Genomic DNA, 14,680 nt, shown 5'->3' with positions numbered 1-14,680 from the left:
TCTAAATATTAGAACTATATAGGGATTTTTGTAGAATTTTGTTAAAATTATTAATAAAGGTTATATCATCTTCCTTACTTCGCTTAGAGGGTCCCTTAACTTTATTTCCACCTCTCATCCTTTTCATATTTATATATCTTCTTATGAGGAGATCTTCTATATTCTCTTGTGTATATATGAATCCTCTAGTTGATAAACAAAGGACTTGTTTGCCCAATAAAAGGGATGCCAATCCATAATCATCTGTAATTACCACATCATTTCTTTGTACTTTATTCATAATCATCATATCTACTGATTGATTCTCATTATCTACAATAATATACTCTACATCTTTTTGATGATTCGAAACATGGCAAATACTAATAACTATAACTACCTTTATAGGATATTTCTTAGAGTGATCAATAATGTATTCTTTCACACAACAGGCATCACCATCTACATATATTGTCATATATATATATACTCACCTCATTTTTTTCTTTATATTTCTCAATATTCGACATAACTATCTTTAATCCTTTTTTATTTACAGTGAAAATAAAATACAAAATTGTCTGTCATTTCTCTAAATTTAACAAATTATTCATCTTTTACTACTTTTGTATTAATATATATACCACAACATATTCATTATTCCTCCTATAGTAAATAAAAAGACATGGAAAAATTTCCATGTCTTTTTATTTATTTATTTTGTACTGCTGCACGTGCTGCTGCTAGTCTTGCTATAGGTACTCTATATGGAGAGCATGAAACATAGTGTAGTCCTATTTTATGACAAAATTCAATAGAATCTGGATCTCCTCCATGTTCTCCACATATTCCAAGTTTAATATCTTCTCTTTGTGATTTTCCTAGCTCTACGGCCATTTTCATAAGTTTTCCAACCCCTACTTGATCTAATCTTTGGAATGGATCTTTTTCAAATATTTCTTTTTTTCTATATTCAGGAATAAATTTACCAGCATCATCTCTTGAAAATCCATAAGTCATTTGAGTCAAATCATTTGTTCCAAAGGAGAAAAACTCAGCATGTTTTGCAATTTCATCAGCAGTTACAGCAGCTCTTGGAACTTCAATCATAGTACCTACTTTAAACTTTAATTTCTCATCCATCTCATCCATTACTTCATTTGCAGTCTTTATAATTAAATCTTTAATAATTTCTAATTCTTTTTCACTTCCTATAAGTGGAACCATAATCTCCGGTTCAATATCTATATTTTTTTCTTTTTTCACTTCTATAGCTGCCATTATAATAGCTTTTGTTTGCATTTCACATATTTCTGGATAAGTAATAGATAATCTACATCCTCTATGACCTAACATTGGATTTAGTTCTTTTAATTCTTCTACTGTTTCTTTTAATTGTTCATAAGAAATTTCTATTTGTTTTGAAAGTGCTTTTATATCTTCATCATGATGTGGTAAAAATTCATGTAGTGGTGGATCAAGAAGTCTAATCGTTACTGATCTTTCTCCCATTTCTTTAAAAATTCCTGCAAAATCGTTTTTTTGGAAAGGTAACAATTTATCTAGTGCAGCTACTCTTTCTTCTACTGTTTTAGAAAGAATCATTTTTCTTACAGCCGGAATTCTTTCTTCCTCAAAGAACATATGCTCTGTTCTACAAAGCCCAATTCCTTCTGCTCCAAATTTTACAGCTACAGCTGCATCTTTTGGTGTATCTGCATTTGTTCTTATTTTTAGTTTTCTCATTTCATCTGCCCAATTCATTAAAGTACCAAAATTTCCTGATAACTCTGGATCTTGTGTTTGAATACTTCCTTCATATACGTTTCCTGTATTTCCATCAAGAGAAATATAATCTCCTTCTTTGAAAATCTTATCTCCTACTTTAAATACTTTTTTTGTTTCATCTACTCTTAATTCTCCGCATCCTGCTACACAACATTTTCCCATTCCTCTTGCTACTACTGCTGCATGAGAAGTCATTCCTCCTCTTGCTGTTAAAATTCCTTGTGCTGCTACCATTCCTTCTATATCTTCAGGAGAAGTTTCAAGTCTTACTAAAATTACTTTTTCTCCCTCGTTAGCTGCATTTACTACATCTTGTGCATTAAAATAAATTTTTCCTGTAGCAGCTCCAGGAGATGCTGGTAATCCCTTTGTAATTTTTGTTGCTTCTTTCATAGCTTTCTCTTCAAAAGTAGGATGAAGAAGTTGATCTAATTGATTTGGTTCAATTCTTAAAATAGCTGTTTCTTTATCAATAATTTTTTCATTTACCATATCTACTGCTACATTAATTGCTGCTGTCGCTGTTCTTTTTCCATTTCTTGTTTGAAGCATGAAAAGTTTTCCTTTTTCTATTGTAAATTCAATATCTTGCATATCTTTATAATGATTTTCTAATAAATTTGCAACATCCGCAAATTGCTTGTATACTTTAGGCATAGTATTTTCAAGTTGTGCAATAGGCTGAGGGGTTCTAATTCCTGCTACAACGTCTTCGCCTTGAGCATTCATTAAAAATTCTCCAAATAATTTTTTCTCTCCCGTAGCAGGGTTTCTAGTAAATGCAACTCCTGTTCCTGAAGTATCTCCCATATTTCCAAATACCATAGATTGTACATTCACAGCCGTTCCAAGATGATTTGGAATATCGTTTAATTCTCTATATACAATAGCTCTAGGATTATTCCAAGAACTAAATACTGCTTGAATAGCCATCAATAATTGTTCTTTTGGATCTTGTGGAAAATCTTTTCTAGATTCTTTTTTCACAAGCTTTTTATATTCTTCAATAATATTTTTAAGATTTTGTGTTGTTAACTCTGTATCTAACTCTGCATGGTTGATTTGTTTTTCTTTTTCTAATATATGATCAAATTTATATTTTGGAATCTCAAGTACTACATCTCCAAACATTTGAATAAATCTTCTATAGCTATCATAAGCAAATCTTTCATTTTCTGTTGCTTTTGCCATACCTATTACTGTTTGATCATTCAGTCCTAAGTTTAAAATTGTATCCATCATACCTGGCATAGAAAAAACTGCTCCTGATCTTACAGATACTAAAAGAGGATTTTTTTCATCTCCAAATTTCTTTGCTATTTTTTCTTCTAAATTTTTTAGATTTTCAAAAATTTCTTTTATAATACTTTCATGAATTTGTTTTCCATCTTCATAATATTGGTTACAAGCTTGTGTAGTCACTGTAAATCCTGGAGGTACAGGAAGTCCTATTTTTGTCATTTCTGCTAAGTTTGCACCTTTTCCTCCTAGTAAAGTTTTCATTTCCTTATTACCTTCATAAAATGCGTATACATATTTTGTCATATTCTAAACCCCTTTCATCAATTAACAATTTTCTCTTAATATTTCTAAAATGATATTTGCACTTTCTTCAATCGCTTTAGAAGATACATCAATAATAGGACATCCTACTCTTTTCATAATACCTTCTGCATAATCAAGTTCCATCAAAATTCTTTCCATACTTGCATAATTTGCTTCATTCTTAAGCCCTAATGCTTTTAGTCTTTCTTGTCTTATTTCATTTAATTTAATAGGATTTGTAGTAAGTCCTATAATTTTTTTATTAGGAACATCAAATAATTCTTTTGGAACTGGTACTTCTGGAACTAATGGGACATTTGCAACTTTTATATTTTTGTGAGCCAAATACATACTAAGAGGAGTCTTAGATGTTCTTGAAATTCCTATTAAAACTGCATCTGCTTTTTTAAGACCTCTTGGATCTTTTCCATCGTCATATTTTACAGCAAATTCTATAGCTTCTATTTTTTTAAAATACTTTTCATCTAATTTTCTAATAAGCCCTGGTTCATTTTTAGGAGACTGTCTTAAAGTTTTTTCTAAAGCTTCTGTAATAGGAGTCATAATATCAACAGCTATAATATTTTTTTCTTTTGCCTTTTCTATTAAGATTTGTCTTAAAGAAGGAATAACCATAGTAAAAACAATAAAAGAATTTTCACGACTTGCTTCATTCATAATTTCAATAATTTGATCTTCATCTGATATATATGGAAATCTCCTAAATTCACAATTTTTGCATAAGAATTGACTTGTTGCTGCTTTTACAACTTGTTCTCCTGTTTCTCCTATAGAATCAGAAATAATATACACTACTAATCTGCGATCCATACGCATTCCTCCTTTTTTATTACTGCTTTCCAAGCTCTACAAATAATCTAGTCATATTTGTTTTAGAAACTTTTCCAACTACTTTAAAAAATTCCCTTCCATCTACTAAAGTTTTCTCTACTACTGGAAGACTATCTACTTGGTGATCTATAATTTTAATAGCAGCTTCTAGAGCTGTTTCATCAGGATAAGTCATTACAATATTAGGCATTCTAGTCATAATTAAGCCTACAGGTACTTTATTTACATCCGTTCCACCCATGATTGTTCTTAAAAAATCTTTTCTAGATACAGCACCTACAAGATAATTATTAGCTGTTACAAAAATAGTGCCTACATCTTCTAAAAACAAAGTGACAATTGCATCATAAAGATTTGTCTGTTCTTCCACTACAATAGGCATAGATTTAATGTCACTTACTTTGATACGATGAATTTCTTCTGAAATCAAATTAATAGGTTTATTTCCTGAATACAAATAGCCTACTTTAGGTCTTGCATCTAACATTCCAGTCATCGTAAGGACAGCTAAATCTGGTCTTAATGTAGCTCTTGTCACTTTTAACAAATTTGCAATCTGTTCACTAGTAATAGGCTCATTTTCTTTGACTATTTCAATAATTTTCTTTTGTCGCTCTGTAAACTCTATGATCCTCACCTCTTTATCTAGGTTTTATGTAATATGTTATACTATTTATGTTTATATGTTATATTATATATAGATTGTAACAAATATTTACGATTATTTCTACATATTTTTTTGTTTTTTAAAAATTATTTTTTAAATAAAAAACAAAGGAGACATTTCATCTCCTTTTATTTTTCCCATATTATTAAAATTCTAGTTTTGATTCTATATATTTTTCTAAATCTTCTATTTTTACTCTTTCTTGTGTCATAGTATCTCTATCTCTTACAGTAACGGAATGATCTTCTAATGTATCAAAATCATAAGTAACACAAAATGGGGTTCCAATTTCATCTTGTCTTCTGTATCTTTTTCCAATACTTCCTGATACATCATAATCTACCATAAACTTTTTAGATAATTTTGCATATAGCTCTTCTGCACCTTCACTTAATTTTTTAGTAAGTGGCAAAATACAAACTTTATATGGAGCAAGGGCTGGATGAAGCTTTAATACTGTTCTTGTAGTATTATCCTCTAGTTCTTCCTCTTCATATGCATCTACTAAAAATGCTAAGGTTACTCTGTCTGCTCCTAAAGATGGTTCTATACAATATGGAATATACTTTTCATTTGTAACAGGGTCTTGGTAGCTTAAATCTACTCCTGAATGTTCTTTGTGTTGCTTTAAGTCAAAATCTGTTCGATCTGCAATTCCCCAAAGTTCTCCCCAACCAAATGGAAATAAATATTCTATATCTGTTGTAGCATTGCTATAGTGTGATAATTCTTCCTTATCATGGTCTCTTAGACGAATATTTTCTTTATTTATATTTAATGATAATAACCATTTTTCACAAAATTCTTTCCAATAATGAAACCATTCTAAATCTTCTCCAGGTTTACAGAAAAATTCAAGCTCCATTTGTTCAAATTCACGAGTTCTAAATGTAAAATTTCCAGGAGTAATTTCATTTCTAAAAGATTTTCCTATTTGTCCTATTCCAAAAGGCATTTTTTTTCTAGAAGATCTTGCAACATTTTTGAAATTTACAAAGATCCCTTGAGCAGTCTCAGGTCTTAAATATATTTCTGATTTTGAATCTTCAGTTACCCCTTGATATGTTTTAAACATTAAATTAAATTGTCTAATGTTTGTGTAATTTAATTCTCCACATTCAGGACATTTGATATCTTTTTCTTTTATGAAATTTTCCATTTTTTCATTTGGCCAACCATCTACATTCATTTCTTCACTTTGTGTTATTAGATAATCTTCTATTAATTTATCTGCTCTAAAACGCGATTTACAGCTTTTGCAGTCTAATAATGGATCATTAAATCCTCCTATATGACCTGATGCCACCCATGTTTGAGGATTCATGAGAATTGCTGCATCAAGACCTACATTGTATGGAGATTCTTGAATAAATTTTCTCCACCAAGCTTTTTTTACATTGTTTTTTAATTCTACTCCTAAAGGTCCATAATCCCATGTATTTGAAAGACCTCCATATATTTCTGATCCTGGAAATACAAATCCTCTTCCTTTTGCCAATGATACTATTTTTTCCATTGTTTTTTGTGTGTTCATTTTTATCCTCCTGTTTCTTTCAAAATAAAAAAAACCTTCATCCCTATCAAGGGACGAAAGGTTTTGCTTCCGCGGTTCCACCCTAGTTGATACTAAAGTATCCACTTTCTTATATTCACTCTAGAGTGCCCTTCATCAAAGGTTCCTATCGGATTCTCAGCCCCACCGATTCTCTGTGATTTTACTTTTGATTACTTCTCTCTGTCATCATGATTATTTGATTTGTCTAAGATTTTACCATATTAACTTCTTTCTGTAAAGAGTTTATTCTTCTTCCTTTTTTTCTATATCAACTACTTCATCTTTTTTAATATCTACTTTATTTTTATTTACACTCATTTTAGACTTGATTTGCTCAAAAGTATCTTCTGCTGTGTTTTTCATATTATCTAGCGTTTCTTCTGCCATTTCATTCAAATCTACTACTTCTCCATCTGTTTTTACAATCTCAATCCTACATTTTGTAGCTAGTGCTGCTAAAGTTCCAACCATGGCAATTTGAGGAGCTAAAAAAGCTCCTACTGCTCCTGCTGTTACAGGAATATTCATCATTACCTCTTCATCTTTCTTAAATACAATCTTGGTTATATTTCCCATTTTCACAAGCTCTTTTAACTTTTCTACTACATCATTTCCTACTTCAGAAATGTTTCCCTTGAAGCTTTTATTTTGCTTTTCCTCAATGAGTATAATTGCATCTATTACATTTCCCCCTGCTACCTCTAAAGCCTCGCGTGCTTCTTTATAGCTTGCACCTGTTCTGTCTCTTACTTGATCAATTTGTTCTAATGTAATTTCCATATATAACACCACCCTTTTTTTTATGGTTGTATGGCTTGTAAAAAAGCCATAGATTTAAATTTATCTTTTCCTATATGTGTAGAGATATAATGCTTTATAATTTTGTTTAATTCCTTTAATGCGTCAGGTTTTATTTTAAGCCTACAAATTTTTTCTAAATCTGCCTCTATCAAATAAGTCATAACATTTATTGTTACTTTTGAAATTTTCATAGCATAAGGATCTTGAGAAGAGCATTCACTACATAAAATACCTCCCTCTCTTGAACTAAATTTTACTTTCTCTGCTGTTTTTCCACAACTCACACAATTTTTAATTTGAGGCTCATATCCTGAAAAACATATTAACTTCATTTCATAAGCTTTTACTAAAGTTTCATGATTTCCTTTTTGTAACGAAAAAATATGTATCCATTTTAGTAAAGTATAAAAAAGTCTATGATTAGTTTGACCCTCTGTTAAAATATTTTCTGTCAATTCTAATATATATGAAGCATAAGCCAATGTAAGCACATCTTCTCGAAGTTTATAAAAAGAATCCTTTAGATCTATTTGAGAAATTTGATACAAATCTTTTCCTTTGTATAATACATATTCTCCATAACAAAAAGGTTGTGTTCCTACAGCATATTTTCCTTTAGATCTTTTTACGCCCTTAGCTACTGCTTGCACTTTTCCTATCTTTTTGGCAAATAAAGTTACAATGGCATCTCCTTCACCAAATTTTGTTTGCTTTAATATTACTGCATCTGTCTTTATGAGCACTTCATCACCTCAAAAGCATACATCTTTTATATCTTTATTTTCTCTTTGTTCTTTTTGTTCCTCTAACTCCTTATAATCTAAGTAAATATCTACATCCCCTGTAACTAAAAACAGATTCCACAACATTTTTTCTAACACCCAACTCACCTCTTTTGTATATAATAAAACTCATTTTTATTGTTTTTCCTTATAGGTGTTAGTATACATTGTAAATTTTGCTAGGTTACAATTTGTATCCTAAAGTATTTAAAATATTTTCCTGATCTCTCCAGTCTTCTTTTATTTTCACCCAAAGCTCTAAAAACACTTTAGATCCTAAAAGCCTTTCAATATCTTCTCTTGCACTTTTTCCTATTCCTTTTAATTTTCTTCCACCCTTACCAATTATAATTCCTTTGTGGGATTTTTTTTCACAATAAATGGTAGCACTAATATCTACAATATCTTTATCTTGTCTATTTTTCATACTCATTACTTCTACTGCTACTCCATGAGGTACTTCTTCCTGAAGATAATGAAGTAGTTTTTCTCTTATGATTTCGCTAACAATTACTTTTTCAGGTTGATCCGTAATCATATCTTTTGGAAAATATTGTGGACCTTCTGGTAAAAATTCTACTATTTTTCCAACTAATTTTTCAACATTTTTACTCTCTAATGCAGATATAGCTACAAGTTCACGAAATATATTTTCTTTTGTATACATTTGGTATATCTTTTCAAATTTTTCTGGAGGAATTTGATCCATCTTATTCACTACAAGAAAAATAGGTGTTTTTACAGTTTTTAACATTTCTAATATGTATTGATCTCCAGGCCCCATATCCGCTGTATCATCAATGACTAATAAGATAATATCTACCTCATTGAGTGTTTGTTGTGCTGTTTTTTGCATATACTCTCCTAATTTGTTCTTAGGTTTATGCATACCTGGAGTATCTAAAAATATAATTTGAAAATGATCTTCTGTATAAATAGTTTGAATTCTATTTCTAGTAGTCTGAGGTTTATCAGACATAATGGCTATTTTTTCTCCTATCATTTGATTCATTAATGTAGATTTTCCTACGTTTGGTCTTCCTATAATTGTTACAAACCCTGATTTAAATTTCATATATTTTGCTCCTCCTATTTAAAAATCTTCTTTTGAAAATCCATTAGGTAACAACTCTTCTATGGTCATAACTTTTAAATTTTCACTTGATTTACCAACAATAATTTTTATGTTCTTTCCAAATTCAAAAATAACTTGTCTACAAATTCCGCAAGGAAATGTATAATCCTCATTATCACTAGCGATTGCTATCGCTTCAAAATCTTTATTTCCTTCTGATATAGCTTTAAAAATTGCTGTTCTTTCTGCACAATTGGTAGCTCCAAAAGATGCACATTCTATATTACAACCTGTGTATATTCTACCATTATGAGTTAAAAGAGCTGCTCCCACTCTAAATTTAGAGTAAGGAACATATGCCTTTTTTCTTGCCTCTACAGCCATTTGAAATAATAGTTTTTGATCCATAATTTTCCCCTTTCTTATTTTTTTCTTTGATCAGGCATCAAAATTCCTCCAGATACTACAAGCTTTAAAGCCACTTCAATAGAAATATCAAGTACTATAATATCACTTTTAGGAATCATCACAAACATACCCGACGTAGGATTTGGTGTGGTAGGAATAAAAATGCTTTTCATATCTTTATCTAAATTCTTTGAAATTTCTATTGGTGTATCTGCTGTAATAAATCCTATGGTATAAATGCCTTTTGATGGATATTGTACCAAAACGGCACTCTTAAACGCATCTCTTTGCTTTAAAAAAAGAGTATGAATCAATTGTTTTACAGATATGTATATAGTATTTACCAATGGAATTTTTATTAATGTTTTTTCAATAAAGTAAATAATTTTTTTACCTAAATAATTGGTAGCAAAAAAACCTGTGCTAGTAATAATAATTAGATTTAAAATAACTCCTACACCTATAAGCGGAAAACCTATTATTTTTTCTAATGGAATCCTAAATATAGAATCGATCTTATTAAATACCCATCCTATTAAGGATATAGTCACTACAATTGGTATTAATACCAAAAGTCCTGTTACAAACATTTTCCTTATGTTTTTCATGAATGCTTAAAGCCTCCATTATTCTGTAATAATCTTTTGAATTTCTAATTGTTTGATTCTTCTATTGTGTACACTTAAAACCTTAATTTTAACTTGATTGGTTTCTATTTCATCACCCTTTAATGGAATTCTTCCCAATTCATTAAATACAAATCCTCCAATAGAATCATAATCTTCTTCTGGGAGTTGAATATGCAAAATTTCATTGATTTCTTCAATAGAAGCTTTTGCATTGACAATTAATGAATATTCTCCTAATTCCTCTATATATTCTATTTCATTATCATATTCATCTATAATATCTCCTACAATTTCTTCTAAAATATTCTCTATGGTCACAAGGCCTAGAGTTCCTCCATATTCATCTAATACAATAGCAATATGAATTTTTTCCTTTTGCATTTCTTTTAAAAGATCTCTTACCTTCTTGCTCTGTGGAACATAATAGGCACTTCTAATAAATTTCAAAAGATCAAATTCATAATTTTTTTCTTCTTCCTTTGAATAAATTAATAAATCTTTTGCATACAAAATACCAATTACATCATCTATAGTATCTTTGATTACTGGAATTCTAGAGTATCCATATTGAATCACAGTCTCAAGTGATTCTCCTAAACTAGCATCTTGCTCAAGATAAACCATATCTATTCTTGGCACCATTACTTCTGTTACTTCAATATCTCCTATTTCAAAAATACTGCTGATCATCTCTTTCTCATCTCTTTGTAGAATTCCCTCTTCCTCTCCTACATCCATAAGAGTTAAAATTTCTTCTTCTGATACTAATGCATTTGTTTTTTTTGTATTTACTCCAAATAATTTCATAATAAAATTAGTAACTCCAGTTAGAATCTTTAAAATAGGATTTAAAATAATAGATAATACTTCTAATGGTCTTCCAAGTCTTAATGCTACCTTCTCAGGATACTTAGATGAATAAGTCTTTGGAGTAATTTCTCCAAACATAAGAATAAGTATTGTCATAACAAAAGTTACTAAAACTGTAGTATTTGTTCCTTTAAAAATTTTAACTGTAAGTTCTGTAGCAATAGCAGTAGCAGCAATATTGACAATATTATTTCCTATCAATATAGTTGCTAATATTTTAGGAGTTTTTTGCATTAATTTTTTCAAAAGATCTACATTTTTTTCCCCTTCATTCTGAAGTTGTTTTACTTTTATGATATTCATAGAAGTAAGAGCAGTTTCTGCACTTGAAAAAAGAGCTGATAGAACAAGCAATATCATAAGTAAGACAATCTTGATCCATTCTTCATATGTAAGCAAAATCATTCCTCCTAAATATTGTATATAAAAGGGAGCAGTTGATCTACTCCCTTCTAATAAATCATCTTAAAGATCAAACCTGTAATCATTAGTCCTAAAATGGCTCCAATCATAACTTGAAAAAAGTTATGAATACCTCCTTCTATCCTACTTTGAGCAACTAAAATGGCTAAGAATAAACACAAAGTAATAACAAGTGCATTTTCTGATAAAAAAGCAACTGCAATTACAACAGAAAAGGCTAAAGCTGCATGCCCACTAGGCATTCCTCCTCTTAAAGGAGTTCCTGTATTTGTATATGCTTTCACACTGATTACCACAAAAATTACAATAAGTAAACTAATAAAAGTAATATGAATAGGCATTTTTTTCACTTTATGAAGTACGATCTCTGTAAAATTACTAAATTCATCAAAAAATATCAGATATGCAACAATAATAGCATTAAAAGCTGCAATGAGCACTGCACCGGCTGCTACATTTTTAGCAATTTTAGCTAACTCATGATATTCCTTAGTAATCAAATCTATAGTTGCTTCAATAGAAGTATTGACCATCTCAGCAATAATTACAAGGGCAATTGTAAAAAATAAAATTAATACTTCAATCTTAGATAAATTAAAAAATAAACTTAAAAGTAATACACTCACTGCCATAGTAAAGTGAATACGCATATTGCGTTGAGTTTTTAAAGTATATACAATCCCATCAATAGCATAATTAAAGCTATCTATTAGTTTTCTTACTTTCATAATCCTTACTTTCTTAATATACCCATTTTATTTAAAACTTCTTCCTCTTTTTGCCTCATTTTTTTTGTATTTTCTTCTGTATCATGATCATAGCCAAAAAGATGAAACATACTATGGACAGTTAAAAAAAGTACCTCTCGTTCAAATGAATGTTCATATTCTTTTGCTTGCTCTTTTGCTTTTTCTAAAGAAATGACAATATCTCCTAAAGATGAAAATTTTTCAATATCCCCTGCATTTTCATATTGTGGAAAAGATAGTACATCTGTAGGTCGATCTACTCCTCTATATTCTTTATTTAGTTTATGAATTTCTTCATTATCTACAAAAGATACACTTACCTCTACTTCATTAGATACGCCTTCCTTTTCTAATGCTAAAAATACTGCATCTACTATTAATTTTTCAATATTTGAATCATATTCTATTATTTCTTGTCTATTATCAATAATTACTTCCATTATTTCGCCACCTCTATCTTTTTTGTATCCATTTCTGGATATTCTATTCTTTCATGAAAAATTCCTGACAACACAGTTTGAAAAGATGTAGCAACTTTTTCTAAATCTTTTAGTGTAATCGGACATTCTGACAATTGTTCATCTTCAACCTTATCTTTTATTATTTTTTTTATCAAGTTTTTCATTTTTTCAGGAGTAGGCTCAGGCATACTTCTTACAGCAGCTTCGACAGAATCTGCAAGCATAACAATAGCAGCTTCCTTACTTTGAGGTTTTCTACCTTTGTATCTAAAATCATCATCATTTAATTGATCATTTTTTTCTTCTGTTTTTGCTTTATGATAAAAGAATTTTACCAATGTATCTCCATGATGTTGTTCAATAATTTCAATAATTTCTTCAGGAAGTTTTGCTTTTTTTCCCATTTCTATACCATCTTTTACATGACTAGTAATAATTTTCGCACTAAGTCTTGGACCTATCTTGTCATGTGGATTTTCACAAGTAAGTTGATTTTCTTTAAACAAATAAGGTCTTTTTAACTTTCCAATATCATGATAATAAGCACTTACTCTCGCTAAAAGATCATCTCCACCTATAGCATCGGCTGCTGCTTCACTTAAATTTCCAACAATAATGCTATGATGATAAGTCCCTGGTGCTTCTAATAAAAGTTTTTTAAGCACTGGTTGATTTGGATTAGATAACTCTAAAAGCCTTAACGGAGTTAAAATATGGAAAGCTGATTCCCAAAATGGTAAACTTCCTACAGTTAGTATGGCACAAAATATACCATTTAATAAACCATAAAAACTATCTACCAGCATTTTATACCATTCATAATGATTAATTAAAGATATGCCCATCATTCCTACTACATTACTCATACTTACCAAAAGTCCTGATAAAAAAATATTAGACCTTTGATGAGTATGAGCTCCACTAAAAGCTCCTATAGTTCCTCCTATAAGCGTTGTAATAAAAAATCCCATATGGTTTCCATTATTTAAAGTAAGCAATACACTCATTCCTATATTGACTATCATAGCTAACTTTGCATCTAATAATATACTAATTAGCATCGCTGCTGTAGCTACAGGAGCTACATAATTAGATATTTGATACGTAGTTTTAGATACTAGATATACAGATAAAAATATAATCCATATTAAATACATTTTGGGCAAGGAATCAAATATTTCTCTATTGAATACATATAAATAAGCAATAAGTAAAAACTGTACCATTATAATCAAAAGAGCAGTTCCTAAATATAAGGATAAATCTTGTCCCTCTTGTTTTGTCATTCCTACATTTGTTAATATCTTCAATTGTTCTTTTGTAATACGCTCTCCTTCATTTACAATGATATTTCCTTTTTTGATAATTACTTTTTCAACACTTTCTTCTGCTTCTTTTCTTTTTTGCTCTGTTGTTTCTTCATCTAAAAATCGATTCGGCTGGATGGAATGATTCACAATCTGGCTTCCTAGAAGTCTCATAGAAGCATTAAATTCCTTTATTCCATTAAAATAACTCTCAATATTTTTCTTTTCTTTTTCTATTTCTTCTTCCTTTATGCCTGTAGACATAACCTGCATAATCATTTCATAAGTATAACTTTCTATATTTTTCAAATCTTTTTCAGCAATAGTTAGTAAAAGAAGTAACTCTTTTTCACTTAATTTTAATACATTTTTATCTTTTACAAGAATTAATTTTTCTTCTTCTGACATCTCTTCCATTTGACGAATCTGATCTATTCCTTTAAAAAATCTTTCTGCCTTTTTCTTGCTATCTATTTGAATGGTAGGATCCATCTTTTCCCTTGGTTCAACAGACTCTATTGCCTTTTGAATCAGTCTATCCGTCTCTTCTTTATCTTCTATATCTCTAGGTGCTTTTAAATCTTCTGGTGCCTTTTGCCCTACTTCTAATTCATATTTCTGAGGAGCTAATGTTGCAACTGTACTAAAAAATAAAATAAAAAAAGGAATAATTATGAGCATAATATAATTGATTCTTCTTTTTTTAAAAAACTTTATTATTATATTTTTATTTATGTCCTTTAGAATATGCTTTAAAAAATGCACATTTATTTCCTCCTAATGGATTAT

15 protein-coding genes and 1 other annotated feature are annotated in these 14,680 nt (G+C 29.7%); all 15 genes read right to left on the bottom strand.

Features of this window, described 5'->3' with window-relative positions:
* Position 1 precedes the first annotated feature (1 nt).
* The 15 genes from EK368_RS04380 to EK368_RS04310 all read right to left on the bottom strand — a co-directional run bounded on the left by EK368_RS04380 (position 2) and on the right by EK368_RS04310 (position 14,656).
* Positions 2–457 carry a YaiI/YqxD family protein gene (locus tag EK368_RS04380; protein ID WP_129596801.1) on the bottom strand — a complete coding sequence of 152 codons (456 nt, stop codon included), beginning with the start codon at positions 455–457 and terminating at the stop codon, positions 2–4.
* 233 nt (positions 458–690) lie between these two features.
* On the bottom strand, positions 691–3,312 hold the full coding sequence (gene ppdK, locus EK368_RS04375; protein ID WP_129596799.1) for a pyruvate, phosphate dikinase: 2,622 nt from the start codon (positions 3,310–3,312) through the stop codon (positions 691–693).
* Positions 3,313–3,333: 21 nt separating this feature from the next.
* Entirely contained in the window at positions 3,334–4,143 is an 810-nt protein-coding gene (locus tag EK368_RS04370; RefSeq protein WP_129596796.1) for a pyruvate, water dikinase regulatory protein, read from the bottom strand.
* A gap of 19 nt (positions 4,144–4,162) precedes the next feature.
* The gene (gene ccpN / locus EK368_RS04365) at positions 4,163–4,801 is read right to left on the bottom strand and encodes a transcriptional regulator CcpN (RefSeq protein ID WP_129596794.1); all 639 of its coding nucleotides are present in this window, start codon (positions 4,799–4,801) and stop codon (positions 4,163–4,165) included.
* Between the two features lie 175 nt (positions 4,802–4,976).
* Positions 4,977–6,365 carry a glycine--tRNA ligase gene (locus EK368_RS04360; RefSeq protein ID WP_129596792.1) on the bottom strand — a complete coding sequence of 463 codons (1,389 nt, stop codon included), beginning with the start codon at positions 6,363–6,365 and terminating at the stop codon, positions 4,977–4,979.
* Between the two features lie 46 nt (positions 6,366–6,411).
* Positions 6,412–6,582: a binding site (T-box leader), on the bottom strand.
* A gap of 47 nt (positions 6,583–6,629) precedes the next feature.
* Positions 6,630–7,166: a DUF4342 domain-containing protein gene (locus tag EK368_RS04355; protein ID WP_129596790.1), complete on the bottom strand. Its 537-nt coding sequence runs from the start codon at positions 7,164–7,166 to the stop codon at positions 6,630–6,632.
* Positions 7,167–7,186: 20 nt separating this feature from the next.
* A complete protein-coding gene (recO, locus tag EK368_RS04350; protein WP_129596788.1) occupies positions 7,187–7,930 on the bottom strand; it encodes a DNA repair protein RecO in 744 nt (247 codons plus the stop codon).
* A gap of 9 nt (positions 7,931–7,939) precedes the next feature.
* Positions 7,940–8,068 carry a YqzL family protein gene (locus tag EK368_RS04345; RefSeq protein WP_129596786.1) on the bottom strand — a complete coding sequence of 43 codons (129 nt, stop codon included), beginning with the start codon at positions 8,066–8,068 and terminating at the stop codon, positions 7,940–7,942.
* An 85-nt stretch (positions 8,069–8,153) separates the two neighbouring features.
* A complete protein-coding gene (gene era / locus EK368_RS04340) occupies positions 8,154–9,044 on the bottom strand; it encodes a GTPase Era (protein WP_129596784.1) in 891 nt (296 codons plus the stop codon).
* Positions 9,045–9,062: 18 nt separating this feature from the next.
* The gene (locus EK368_RS04335; RefSeq protein WP_129596782.1) at positions 9,063–9,452 is read right to left on the bottom strand and encodes a cytidine deaminase; all 390 of its coding nucleotides are present in this window, start codon (positions 9,450–9,452) and stop codon (positions 9,063–9,065) included.
* A gap of 14 nt (positions 9,453–9,466) precedes the next feature.
* Complete coding sequence (locus tag EK368_RS04330; RefSeq protein ID WP_129596780.1) at positions 9,467–10,060, bottom strand: DUF502 domain-containing protein; 594 nt, start codon at positions 10,058–10,060, stop codon at positions 9,467–9,469.
* Between the two features lie 18 nt (positions 10,061–10,078).
* Positions 10,079–11,350 (bottom strand): hemolysin family protein, encoded by a 1,272-nt coding sequence (locus EK368_RS04325; protein ID WP_129596778.1) that lies wholly within the window; start codon positions 11,348–11,350, stop codon positions 10,079–10,081.
* Positions 11,351–11,403: 53 nt separating this feature from the next.
* The gene (locus EK368_RS04320; protein WP_129596777.1) at positions 11,404–12,102 is read right to left on the bottom strand and encodes a diacylglycerol kinase; all 699 of its coding nucleotides are present in this window, start codon (positions 12,100–12,102) and stop codon (positions 11,404–11,406) included.
* A gap of 5 nt (positions 12,103–12,107) precedes the next feature.
* Positions 12,108–12,563, bottom strand: coding sequence for an rRNA maturation RNase YbeY (gene ybeY / locus EK368_RS04315; protein ID WP_129596775.1), 456 nt, complete (start codon positions 12,561–12,563; stop codon positions 12,108–12,110).
* Entirely contained in the window at positions 12,563–14,656 is a 2,094-nt protein-coding gene (locus tag EK368_RS04310; RefSeq protein WP_243109358.1) for an HD family phosphohydrolase, read from the bottom strand. The genes ybeY and EK368_RS04310 overlap by 1 nt, the downstream gene beginning before the upstream one ends.
* Positions 14,657–14,680: the final 24 nt, after the last annotated feature.

The sequence above is a fragment of the Anaerophilus nitritigenes genome (genome assembly GCF_004138215.1).
GTDB lineage: Bacteria > Bacillota > Clostridia > Peptostreptococcales > Thermotaleaceae > Anaerophilus > Anaerophilus nitritogenes.
This window is presented reverse-complemented; position numbering and strand designations above follow the sequence as displayed.

What these genes read in the sequence shown, in the direction of transcription:
- EK368_RS04320 (WP_129596777.1), bottom strand. Translation starts at nt 12,102, where the DNA reads ATGAAAGTAAGAAAACTAATAGATAGCTTTAATTATGCTATTGATGGG.
- era (WP_129596784.1), bottom strand. Translation starts at nt 9,044, where the DNA reads ATGAAATTTAAATCAGGGTTTGTAACAATTATAGGAAGACCAAACGTA.
- EK368_RS04370 (WP_129596796.1), bottom strand. Translation starts at nt 4,143, where the DNA reads ATGGATCGCAGATTAGTAGTGTATATTATTTCTGATTCTATAGGAGAA.
- ppdK (WP_129596799.1), bottom strand. Translation starts at nt 3,312, where the DNA reads ATGACAAAATATGTATACGCATTTTATGAAGGTAATAAGGAAATGAAA.
- EK368_RS04355 (WP_129596790.1), bottom strand. Translation starts at nt 7,166, where the DNA reads ATGGAAATTACATTAGAACAAATTGATCAAGTAAGAGACAGAACAGGT.
- EK368_RS04330 (WP_129596780.1), bottom strand. Translation starts at nt 10,060, where the DNA reads ATGAAAAACATAAGGAAAATGTTTGTAACAGGACTTTTGGTATTAATA.
- ybeY (WP_129596775.1), bottom strand. Translation starts at nt 12,563, where the DNA reads ATGGAAGTAATTATTGATAATAGACAAGAAATAATAGAATATGATTCA.
- EK368_RS04360 (WP_129596792.1), bottom strand. Translation starts at nt 6,365, where the DNA reads ATGAACACACAAAAAACAATGGAAAAAATAGTATCATTGGCAAAAGGA.
- EK368_RS04380 (WP_129596801.1), bottom strand. Translation starts at nt 457, where the DNA reads ATGACAATATATGTAGATGGTGATGCCTGTTGTGTGAAAGAATACATT.
- EK368_RS04335 (WP_129596782.1), bottom strand. Translation starts at nt 9,452, where the DNA reads ATGGATCAAAAACTATTATTTCAAATGGCTGTAGAGGCAAGAAAAAAG.